Raw genomic sequence first — 10566 nt, forward strand, 5'->3', positions numbered from 1 at the left:
TTCCTTGAAGCGACGACGCAAGATCGGCGCCGACAAAAAGGGTCCTGCGACGCCGGCGTGGAGACAAAAAACCCGCACCGGACCAAGTCCCGCGCGGGCCTTTTAGGATCGAGTTAATCCCAGCCTATTTCTTCGGCGCGGCCGGCGCGGCGCCCTTTTGAGCCTCGAGCTTCTTGCGCTCCTCGTCGGCCTTCTTCTGCAATTCTTCCTGGAGCTTCTTCTGCTGCTCCTCGAGCACCTTGGGGTCGATCGCGGGACCGTCGAAGGCTTTGCCGAAATTGGCGAGCGGCAGATAGAAAGTGACCTCGTTGTTCGCCTGATTCTTGACGACCACCGACATTTTTTCGGCCTTCTTCATGCCGTCGATGACGGCCTTTTTCACCTTCGCCTCGGCGAAGCAGCCATTGGGGAAGCAGATTTCGAAGGCGCCGCTCTCGGGCGTTCCCTTGTCGATCGCAAAGCGGAAGCCGGGTTTCAGCATGAGGCCCGGCGGCAGAAGCAGGCGAATGATCTTTTGATCGTCGCTCTTTGGATCGTAGACGGCGAGCGCCAGCAGCGGCTGGGGCGCCTCGCCCTCTTTCGCGGAAACGCCGAAGTCGCGCGTCGTGTAGCACATTTCCTTTTTGGTCTGCGGATCGGAGCCGCAGACTTTGGTCCAGTCCGGCTGAACGGCGACGAGATCGGCGGCGATCGGCCCCTGGGGTTGCTGAGGCTGTTGCGCCGCGCCGGCTGCGGGGGCCTGCTGAGCCCATGCGCCGCCGCCCATGAACAGCAACGCTCCCGCAACAACTATCGCGCAAAAACGCGAAAAATGGGTCGACATCGGAAGTTCCTTTCGATTGTCCTGCTGGCCGGCGTCCTCCGGCTCCGGATCGTTTTTAAGGTCGCGTCATAACGGGAGGCCGCCTTCGCGCCAAAGCGCCATGGAACTTGACCAGCCCGTGTTCCAGCGCGATTGCGAGACGCCGACGAGGCGACGGCAACGCTCATACATGGTCGCCGCAGTAAATTCCAGCCAACCGGCGGACACAATGCTTGGGGGGGCGCATTTTTTGCAAAATTGTCGCAAAAAAATCGCCGAACACTTGAGCGCGACTCGCTTCTGACGGCGGGACGGTGGAATATGGCCCGCCGATGAAGATTCGCCCGATTCCTGAAAAACGCCCCGCCGGCGGCGGCGGCGAACAGCGAATGCGGGGGCGCCGCGCGCTCAGCTTCGCCCTGTCGCTCCTGATGTCCGCTCCCTGCATGGGGGCGGCCCCGATTGCGCGAGGCTCCGACGCGCCCTGCCCGACGCATGGGATCGCGATGCATGGCGCGCCAGCTTTGCCCTGCGATTTCCATCACTTCCCCTATGCCGAACCGGAGGCCAGGAAGGGCGGCAGGCTTCGCGTCGGCCTGGCCGGCACGTTCGACAGCCTGAACCCGTTCAATCTGAAGTCCGGAAGCGCGGCGCAGGGGCTTGTCGGCAATGTTTTCCAAAGCTTGATGGCCCGATCGCAGGATGAGCCCTTCACGCTGTACGGTCTGATCGCGCGGTCGATCGACATTGATCCGGCGCGCTCGCAGGTGACCTTCCATCTCGATCCGCGGGCGCGCTTTTCCGACGGAACCCCAATTACCGCGGAAGACGTGCTGTTCTCCTTCGACCTGTTGAAGTCGAAGGGCCGGCCCCAACAGCGAATCGCCTATGGACTGGTCAAATCGATCGATGCGCCGGACGCCCACACCGTGCACTACGACCTTTCGGGCGTCGGCGACCGGGAGCTGCCGCTCATCCTCGCGATCATGCCGGTGCTTCCCAAACATGCGACCGACGTCGAGCGCTTTTCCGACGCGACGCTGGCCAAGCCCGTCGGCTCCGGCCCCTATGTGATTGCCGACGTCAGGGTCGGAGAAAGTCTCTTGCTGCGCCGCAATAAGGACTATTGGGGCGCCGATCTCCCGAGCCAGCGCGGATTCAATAATTTCGATGAGGTCGACATCCAATATTTTCGCGACGGCAATTCGCTGTTCGAAGCCTTCAAGGCGGGCCTTCTCGACTATCGCGACGAAACCAGCACCACGCGGTGGGCAAGCGGCTACGACTTCCCGGCGATCGCCGAGGGGCGCGTCGTCAGGGAAACGCTGAAGAACGACAATCCCAAAGGCATGGAAGGATTTGTCTTCAACACGCGCCGTCCTCTGTTTCAAGATATTCGCCTGCGCGAAGCGCTCGGCATGATGTTCGACTTCGAATGGGTCAACGCCAATCTCTACGCGGGACTTTATGCGCGCACAAAAAGCTACTTCGACGAATCCGAATTGTCCTCCTCCGGCCGGCCGGCGTCGGCCGCGGAGCGCGCTTTGCTTGCGCGGTTTCCAGGCGCGGTGCGCGACGACATTCTCGAAGGCCGCTGGCGCCCGCCCGTCAATGACGGGACCGGCCGCGACCGCGAGATGGCGAAGCGCGCGCTCGATCTGCTGGAGAGCGCGGGCTACAGCATCGACGGCGGCGCCCTGCGCAAGGACGGCGAGCCGGTCGCCTTCGAAATCATGGTCAAGGACCGCAATCAGGAACGGCTCGCGCTCAACTACGCCTCCTCGCTCCAGCGGATCGGCGTCGACGCCCGGGTGCGTCTGGTCGACGAGGTGCAATATCAGCGCCGGCGCCAGAAATTCGATTTCGACATGATGCTCGGCCAATGGCTGGCCTCCGCCTCGCCGGGCAACGAACAGCGCATGCGATGGGGCTCGGCGAGCGCCAACCAGGAGGCTTCGTTCAACCTCGCCGGCGCCGCCTCGCCGGCGATTGACGCGCTCATCGTCGCCCTGCTTTCGGCGACGAGCCACGACGATTTCGTCACCGCCGTGCGCGCCTACGACCGGGTGCTGCTGTCCGGCTTCTATGTCGTGCCGCTGTTTCACGCGTCCGAACAATGGCTGGCGCATTCGACCGACATCGCTCGTCCGGCGCCCTTGCCGCGCTATGCGTCGCCGATGTTCGGCCCGACGCTCGAAAGCTGGTGGCGACTGCGTTGAGCGTCGAGGGAGACATGCGCCCGCGCACGCTTTCGACACATCCGGCGCGCTAAAGTCCGGTCGGCGCGCGGGGCCGGCCTTCGGCCCGAGCGCCGAGACAGGAGCAACTGCGTCCTTGTCGCTCGATGACATTCTTTCAACACGGCTCTCGCCGGGGGTTCACGCCATGGGTTTCGCGCTTTTTATCGTCGGCGCCGTCGCGATCGGCCTCCTGCTCCTCGATCGCTCCTTCAATCTCGGCCTGCCGATCGGCATCTTGCAAAATCCGCTGTTCTGGTTCGCCTATGTCGCGCTGCTGGCGCTGTCGACGATGGTGCGCTTCGTGCGCCAGCAGACCGTGCTCGTCATCGAGCGGCTGGGCCGCTACAACCGATCGCTGACCGCGGGCGTCAATTTCGTCTGGCCGATCGTCGAGCGGGTGGCCTACACCTTCGATCTGCGCGAACAGGTGATCGACGTGCCGGAGCAGGACGCGATCACCAAGGACAACGCCACCGTCACCATCGACGGCGTTCTCTATTACAAGATCGTCAACGCCAAGGACGCCGCCTATGGCGCGCAGGACATCCGCCGCGCCATCATCAATCTGGCGCAGACCTCGATGCGCTCGGCCATCGGCTCGATGGAGCTCGACAAGACCTTCGAGAACCGAAGCGAGATCAACGAACGCGTCGTGCGCGCCGTCTCCGACGCCGCCCAGCTCTGGGGCGCGCATGTCACGCGCTATGAGATCAAGGACATCGCCATGCCCGAATCGCTGCGCCAGTCGATGGAGCGGCAGATGAAGGCCGAGCGCGACAAGCGGGCGACGGTGCTCGAATCGGAAGGCGTGAAACAGTCCGAGATCAACCGCGCCGAAGGCGAGAAACAGGCCGCCATTTTGCGCGCCGAAGGCCAGGCGAAGGCGATTGAACTGGTGCGCACGCAAATCACCCAGCAGGGCGGCGATCAAGCGGTGCAGCTCGAAGTCGCCAAAAGCGCGATCGAGCAATATGGCCGCCTCGCCAAGGCCGGCAATTCCTTAGTGCTGATGGGCGACGGCGCCGACCCCGCCGGCTGGCTCGCCAAGGCCATGGCGGTGCTCAAAATGGTCAACGTCCGCGGCGTGGGCGACGAGGCGCAGCAGCGCCGCGCGCAGCCGTGGCGGGAAACGGAATGATGGAGACGGCTTTTCTCTACGATCCCGCCAATGCGAGCCTGATCGCCGGCCTCATCCTGCTCGGGCTCGACATTGTGGTGATCGGCCTCTCACCGGTGATGTTCGTCGCGGTGGGGGCGCTGCTGACGAGCGCGGTTCTCTATGCCACCGGCTGGCGCCCGCCGCTCGTCGAAACCGCGGCGATCGTCGCCGGCGCGAGTCTCTTGATCGCCATCGTCGGCAGGAAGCCGCTGCAGCGGTTTCAAAACGCCGATATCGAAGAAGATAAAAGCAGCGATCTCATCGGGCGCGAAGTGACGATGACGCATGAGGTGACGAAGACGCATGGCGTCATCTTCTGGTCCGGCGTCGAATGGCAGGCGCGGCTTAGCGAAAACGCAGCCGTCGAAAGCCTCGCGCCCGGCGCCAGGGCGCGAATCGTGGCGGTGGAGAATCTGGCGCTGGTGCTGGCGCCGCTCTCCTGAAGTTCGCCCGCACGGACTTGGAGGGGATGTTGTCTTTCAAAGCCCACTGTTCGTGTTGACGTAAGCCGCACGGAAAGGCTCATACGGATTCCGAATGATCCGTTCGCTTGGTCCGTGTCATTCCCGGCAGGCCGAAGGCCTGACCGGGAATCCAGAGCAATCCAAGAACGCTGGTGTTGCTCTGGATTCCCGATCGCGCGCAGTGCGCGCGTGGGGAATGACAGCCGAGCCGTTCAAATGGATTTCGTATCAGGCCACGGATTTCAGCGGCTTGGCGCGAGCGATGCGCTCGCGCTCCTTGGGCGAATGCGTGGCTTCCCACAAATCGCTGCGGCGCTGCAGGTTCAGCCAAAACTCCGGACTGTTGCCGAAGACGCGCGCAAGAATAAGCGCCGTCGGCGCAGTGACGGTCCGGCGGTCGTTGCAGAGTTCATTGACATGCTTGCGCTGCACGCCCATCGCTTCCGCGAGCGCGGCCTGAGTAAGCCCCATCGGCGCGATGAATTCCTCGGTCAGGATTTCGCCGACGCCTGCCGGCTTGCGCTTCGTCATCAACATGTTTCGCCTCACCGATAGCTATGATCGTCGAGATAGACGTCTCTCGCTTTTCCCTTCGCCCCATCCCACTCGAAAATCAGCCGCCATTGTTTGTTGACGCGGATCGAATGCAAACCATTTAGCTCGCCGCGGAGCCGTTCGAAATGATTGCTTGGCGGAACACGCAAGTCCTGATCCGTCATCGCGTCGTCGACCATCTGAATCTTGCGGAATAAACGGGCCTCAAGCTCTGGGGGAATTTTCTTTGACCGAACGTCGTTGATGAAGAAATCGCGCAGCCAATCATCCCGAAAATTCAAGATCATTCTGACGATCCCGATAATGAGTTAGTGTACCGTCTGACGGGACAAATTGCAAGCCAGGCTTTCGCCGCCGCGATCGGCCAACTCGCCAGAATAATGTATACTCTCCGAACTTGCTCCTCACGCCCATTCACCCATGCCTGTTCGCCGCCTCGATCCGCTTCTCGTCGACCGCATCGCCGCCGGCGAAGTGGTCGAACGGCCGAGCTCCGCGGTCAAGGAGCTCGTCGAGAACGCGCTCGACGCCGGCGCGACGCGCATCGACGTCGCGGTCGAACAGGGCGGCAAGAGCCTGATCCGCGTCATCGACGATGGAAGCGGGATGGATGAGCGCGATCTCGCGCTCGCGATCGAGCGTCATGCCACCTCGAAAATCCCCGATGGCGATCTGACCAATATCGCCACGCTCGGCTTTCGCGGCGAGGCGCTGCCCTCGATCGCCGCGGTCGCAGATCTGTCGATCGAAACCCGCGCGGCAGGGGCGCCGCACGGCTACGCCATCCGGGTCGAAGCCGGCGAAAAGCGCGGTCTCTCCGCTTGCGCCTGGCCACGCGGAACCAAGATCGAAGCGCGCGCGCTGTTCGCCGCGACGCCGGCGCGGCTGAAATTCTTGAAGACCGAACGCACCGAGACCGCGGCGATCGTCGATGTCGTCAAGCGTCTCGCCATGGCGAATCCGCAGGTAAGATTTGCGCTTTCCGCCGACAACGGCGCGCTCTTCGACTATTCCCCCTGCGGCGACGATCAGGCGCGGCGCATCTTCCAGATCCTTGGGCAAGAGTTCGCCGCCAACGCATTTAGGCTCGAAGCCGAGCGGGAAGGCGTACGCATTTCCGGGCTGGCGGGGCTGCCGACCTACAGTCGCGGCAACGCCCAGATGCAATATGTCTACGTCAATGGCCGGCCGGTGCGCGACAAGCTCTTCGCCGGCGCCATCCGCGCCGCCTATCTCGATTTTCTAAGCGCCGACCGCCATCCGGTCGCGGCGCTCTTTATCGACTGCGACCCCCGCATCGTCGACGTCAATGTCCATCCGGCGAAGGCCGAGGTGCGTTTCGCCGATCCGGGACTTGTGCGCGGCCTCGTCGTCGGCGCGCTGAAACAGGCGCTCGCCGAAAAGAGCCGCCGCAGCGCCGATACGGGCGCGCGGGCGGCGCTCGACGCCCTGGCGCGCGCTAATGGCCCGCAGCACCGCGCGCCGGCGCCGGCGAATTGGGGCCTGTCGCACTCGCCCTATGCGCCCGCCGGCTTCGAAGACTTACCACAAGCCGCTTTCGACGCTGGCGCGCCGATGGCCGATTCGCGCCCGCATGATTCGCCCGCGCAAGATTCCGAGTCGCCGCTCGGCGCGGCGCGCGCTCAATTGCATGAAACCTACATCGTCGCCCAGACGCAGGACGGTCTCGTCATCGTCGATCAGCACGCCGCGCATGAGCGCATCGTCTACGAGAAGCTCAAACGCCAGCGCGAGGAAAATGGCGTTGCCCGACAGATGCTGCTGATCCCCGCCGTCGTCGAACTGGACGACTCTCGGATGCACGCGCTCACGCCGGCGCTCGACGAGCTAGCGGCGCTCGGCCTGGCGCTGGAGTCCTTTGGCCCGGGCGCCGTGCTGGTGCGCGAGACGCCGGCGCTGCTTGGCGATGTCGACTGCAAGCGGCTCGTCGAGAACATCGCCGACCTCCTTGCCGAAGAAGGCGACGCGCGGGGACTGTCGCGCCGGCTCGACCATGTGCTCGCAACCTGCGCCTGCCACCATTCCGTGCGCGCCGGCAGGCGTCTCTCCGGCGCCGAGATGAACGCGCTGCTACGCGAGATGGAGGCGACTCCGGGCGCCGGACAGTGCAATCACGGCCGGCCAACCTATATTGAGCTGAAGCTCGCCGACATCGAAAAGCTGTTCGGACGCAGATGATCTTGGAAGCGTGAGTGGCGACGTAACCTTTCCGGTTCCCGCACGAATAAGAAGCGACGATGCAGGAGCCGATCGTGAACCGTCGCAGCCTTCTCTCAGGCGCTGTCGTTATCGCATTCGCGCGGAAGGCGCATTCCGCCGCCGAATTGGTCGAGATCGAATCATTCGGCGCAAACGGCAAAAGCCTCGGGCTGTCGCGCGTCGAGAAAATCGTCAAGAGCGAGGCGGAATGGCGCGTGCAACTCTCGTCGCTCGCCTTCGAAGTGACTCGCAAGGACGGCACCGAGCGCGCCTTCACTGGCCCCTACTGGGACAATCACGCCGACGGAATCTATCGATGCGTCTGCTGCGATACGGCGCTGTTCGACTCGAAGACGAAATATGATTCCGGCACCGGCTGGTCGAGCTTCTTCGCGCCGATTTCAAAAACGAATGTCGTTGAGAACGCCGACATGTCATTCGGCATGAGGCGCGTCGCCGTCTCCTGCAAGCGCTGCGACGCGCACCTTGGCCATGTGTTCACCGACGGACCGAAGCCGACGGGGCTGCGCTACTGCATCAACGGCGTCACGCTGCGTTTCGCCGGGCGCGGGCAAGCGTAAGGAATATCGCCATGCGACTCGCCGCTTTTCTCATCGCCGTACTGACGATTCTTGCTCCCTTGCGCGCCGGCGCAGCAGAACACGCGGTGGTTCTGCCCGCTCCGATCTACGATCCGCCGTCCGTGAACGGCGAACAGAAGCTCGTCGTCGCCGGCGGCTGCTTTTGGGGCGTGCAGGGCGTGTTCCAGCGCGTCAAGGGCGTCTCGCGCGCCGTGTCTGGCTACGCCGGCGGCGCCAAGGAGACGGCGCATTACGACAGGGTTTCGCAGGGCGACACGAGCCACGCTGAATCCGTTGAAATCACCTATGATCCGAAGACCGTCAGCCTTGGCGAATTGCTACGCGTCTACTTTTCCGTGGCGCATGATCCAACGCAGCTTAATCGCCAAGGCCCGGACGCCGGCGCGCAATACCGCTCGGCGATTTTCGTCGCGAACGCCGAGCAGGAAAAACTCGCGCGCAATTACATTGCGCAGCTGTCTTCGCAGCAGGCCTTCTCAGCGCCGATCGTCACGACGCTCGAACCGCTCAGGGCGTTCTATCCGGCGGAGGCCTATCATCAGGATTATCTCGTCCGCCATCCCGCGCAACCTTACATCGTCTACAATGACTTGCCGAAGATCGACAATCTCAAGCGCCTCTTCCCCTCGCTCTATCGCGAAAGCCCGGCGCTGACCAACTGATCGCCGCCGTCTATCTGCGCGCCCGCCGGATGCGCGCGGGAGCGCTCGGCGGGTTTCATCAAACCGGGACGATCGCGCAGAAATTCGTTGAGATCGCCGGCCTTATAGAGATAGCCGGGCATCCCGGCCGCTTCGGCGGCGGCAATGTCGCTTTCCTTGTCACCGATCAGGAAGCTCTTCGAAACATCCACGCGCCAGTTGTCGAGAAGGTCAAGCAGCATGCCCGGCGACGGTTTGCGCATCGGCGAACGGATCGCCTGATAAAGCGGCCGGGCGAGACGTGGCACCGCCAGACCCGGCCTGACCACAACGCGAAGGATAGAGGTTCGCATGATGGCTAAGAGCAAAGATACCACAGACGAGACCCGCGAGCGCCCAGGCGCTCTTATTGAGGCGCTTCGCGAGGCCGGCGTTGATCGTGACCTGACGATGCGGGTTTCGACTGCATCGAAACCGAACGCGCCGAGGTCATCGCGAGGGCGGCGCGACTTTTCTACAAAAATGACGATGAAAACGATCCGCTGACGCCCGGCCAGTTCAGCGACGAACTCGACAACATGAGCCGCCGCATGTGGGGAATTGTCTCTGCGGTCACAGATATGGCGGGCGGTCGCGACGACTCGGTCTGCCGGGGCGTGATGCAGCTCGTTAATGACGCAGCGTGCGAAATGGAACGGCTCACCGAGGCGTTCGACGCCGAACGCTGGCTTGCGAAGAAGCCGTCATGACCGCGCCCCGCAACTTGCCCTCCCCGCGCGACGTCGTCGATCCTGAATACGCATGGGCTGTCGGTGACATTTGGCTGACCGATGGTGCCGACGAGCTGGATGCCGAGAGGGCTCCAGCGCGGCCCCACGGCGGCGGCTGACATGAGCGCGCGACATTTGCTTTTCACCCTCGCCGCGGGAGCATTCCTTGTGATCGTTGTTTTAGTCGTCTCCAACTTCAGCCGTCGCGCTCTAACCCTCGTCAATCGACGGAAAGAACTCGAACGGCTGAAATCTCAGGAGACAGACAGCGGGAACGATCATTAAGCGCCGGCTTTGAGCTCTACATCGCGCCGAGCGCCGGAATTCGTCCCCGGCGCAACAGAACGCCTCGCCAGGACATCCGTGGCGGGGCGTTTTTGGTGTTTAGCCCTCGTTTCAGGATTCGTGGCAGATTATCAAGCGCAACGAATCACAGCACACCAGTGCTCGCATCCCTGTTGTCGAAAGGAATTACCGATGAAGCGCCTTTTAATAGCCGCCATCGCGCTCTGCGCCGTTGCCTACGCCGTTTACGCTTTGTGGCTTCCGAAGCCCGGTTCGATCGACAGCGCGGGAAACAATCCGCCAACCTCCGAAACGACTACCACATCGCCTGCATCCAGTTCGGTTCCGGACTCGATGCCGACCGCTGGCGCGCAGCCTGTCCCTGCGCCAGAGCCTGCCCCCGTCGCTGCTCCGGCGCCTGAAAAGGCAGCCAAAACGGTTGCCGAGCCGCCGGCCTCCGCACCAAAGGCTGGGAAAACGCATCACGCGTCCCACTCGAAGAAGCCCGCGAAGCTGCACTGATATTCAGAACGCCCCGACCGTGGATGTAACGGCGGGGCGTTGTTGCGAGTGCGCCGCCTAATGCTTCGCAAGACGCTCTATCGCGTCGACAAATGCTTCGGGCGCAGTCCTTATACCAACCTGTGCTGATCAGAACCGATGCGCCCAGTCGCGCAAACCGATGGACATGATGCGCCAGAGTTGTTCGATGAGTTTGTTCCAGGCGTCGCAGCAATGGTCGACGATGTCGTCGTATGATTTGAACACGCGATTGGAGAGCCAGTTGTCGCGCATGAACTGCCAGAGGTTCTCGACCGGGTTGAGTTC

Annotated in this window: 11 protein-coding genes and 1 pseudogene; 7 read left to right on the forward strand and 5 right to left on the reverse strand. The window is 63.0% G+C overall.

Features of this window, described 5'->3' with window-relative positions:
- Window positions 1-124: 124 nt before the first annotated feature.
- A complete protein-coding gene (locus tag QZ964_RS15830) occupies window positions 125-823 on the reverse strand; it encodes an invasion associated locus B family protein (protein ID WP_292532646.1) in 699 nt (232 codons plus the stop codon).
- Between the two features lie 425 nt (window positions 824-1248).
- Here QZ964_RS15830 and QZ964_RS15835 point away from each other — a divergent pair, with 425 nt between their 5' ends.
- The 3 genes from QZ964_RS15835 to QZ964_RS15845 all read left to right on the forward strand — a co-directional run bounded on the left by QZ964_RS15835 (window position 1249) and on the right by QZ964_RS15845 (window position 4644).
- Window positions 1249-3021, forward strand: a complete 1773-nt coding sequence (locus QZ964_RS15835) for an extracellular solute-binding protein (protein WP_292532663.1) — start codon at window positions 1249-1251, stop codon at window positions 3019-3021.
- Between the two features lie 115 nt (window positions 3022-3136).
- On the forward strand, window positions 3137-4180 hold the full coding sequence (locus QZ964_RS15840) for a stomatin-like protein (RefSeq protein WP_292532647.1): 1044 nt from the start codon (window positions 3137-3139) through the stop codon (window positions 4178-4180).
- Complete coding sequence (locus QZ964_RS15845; protein ID WP_292532648.1) at window positions 4177-4644, forward strand: NfeD family protein; 468 nt, start codon at window positions 4177-4179, stop codon at window positions 4642-4644. Before QZ964_RS15840 ends, QZ964_RS15845 begins: the two co-directional genes overlap by 4 nt.
- 249 nt (window positions 4645-4893) lie before the next feature.
- Here QZ964_RS15845 and QZ964_RS15850 read toward each other — a convergent pair whose 3' ends face one another.
- Complete coding sequence (locus QZ964_RS15850; protein WP_292532649.1) at window positions 4894-5202, reverse strand: HigA family addiction module antitoxin; 309 nt, start codon at window positions 5200-5202, stop codon at window positions 4894-4896.
- An 8-nt stretch (window positions 5203-5210) separates the two neighbouring features.
- On the reverse strand, window positions 5211-5507 hold the full coding sequence (locus QZ964_RS15855; protein ID WP_292532651.1) for a type II toxin-antitoxin system RelE/ParE family toxin: 297 nt from the start codon (window positions 5505-5507) through the stop codon (window positions 5211-5213).
- 133 nt (window positions 5508-5640) lie between these two features.
- Between QZ964_RS15855 and mutL the strand changes: the two genes are divergently transcribed.
- The 3 genes from mutL to msrA all read left to right on the forward strand — a co-directional run bounded on the left by mutL (window position 5641) and on the right by msrA (window position 8704).
- A complete protein-coding gene (mutL, locus tag QZ964_RS15860) occupies window positions 5641-7419 on the forward strand; it encodes a DNA mismatch repair endonuclease MutL (protein ID WP_292532652.1) in 1779 nt (592 codons plus the stop codon).
- A gap of 74 nt (window positions 7420-7493) precedes the next feature.
- Window positions 7494-8021 carry a peptide-methionine (R)-S-oxide reductase MsrB gene (msrB, locus tag QZ964_RS15865; RefSeq protein WP_367119284.1) on the forward strand — a complete coding sequence of 176 codons (528 nt, stop codon included), beginning with the start codon at window positions 7494-7496 and terminating at the stop codon, window positions 8019-8021.
- A gap of 11 nt (window positions 8022-8032) precedes the next feature.
- Window positions 8033-8704, forward strand: a complete 672-nt coding sequence (msrA, locus tag QZ964_RS15870) for a peptide-methionine (S)-S-oxide reductase MsrA (RefSeq protein WP_292532655.1) — start codon at window positions 8033-8035, stop codon at window positions 8702-8704.
- On the opposite strand, the gene QZ964_RS15875 is transcribed toward msrA, so the two are convergent.
- Window positions 8674-9036: an HAD hydrolase-like protein gene (locus QZ964_RS15875; protein WP_292532656.1), complete on the reverse strand. Its 363-nt coding sequence runs from the start codon at window positions 9034-9036 to the stop codon at window positions 8674-8676. The two genes, msrA and QZ964_RS15875, sit on opposite strands and share 31 nt — an antisense overlap.
- A gap of 225 nt (window positions 9037-9261) precedes the next feature.
- Here QZ964_RS15875 and QZ964_RS15880 point away from each other — a divergent pair, with 225 nt between their 5' ends.
- Entirely contained in the window at window positions 9262-9432 is a 171-nt protein-coding gene (locus QZ964_RS15880; RefSeq protein ID WP_292532658.1) for a hypothetical protein, read from the forward strand.
- Between the two features lie 957 nt (window positions 9433-10389).
- Here QZ964_RS15880 and QZ964_RS15885 read toward each other — a convergent pair.
- A pseudogene (locus QZ964_RS15885) lies at window positions 10390-10566 on the reverse strand (IS630 family transposase); the annotation flags it as partial.

Origin of the sequence: Methylocystis sp., assembly GCF_021731785.1 — a bacterium.
Lineage (GTDB): Bacteria > Pseudomonadota > Alphaproteobacteria > Rhizobiales > Beijerinckiaceae > Methylocystis.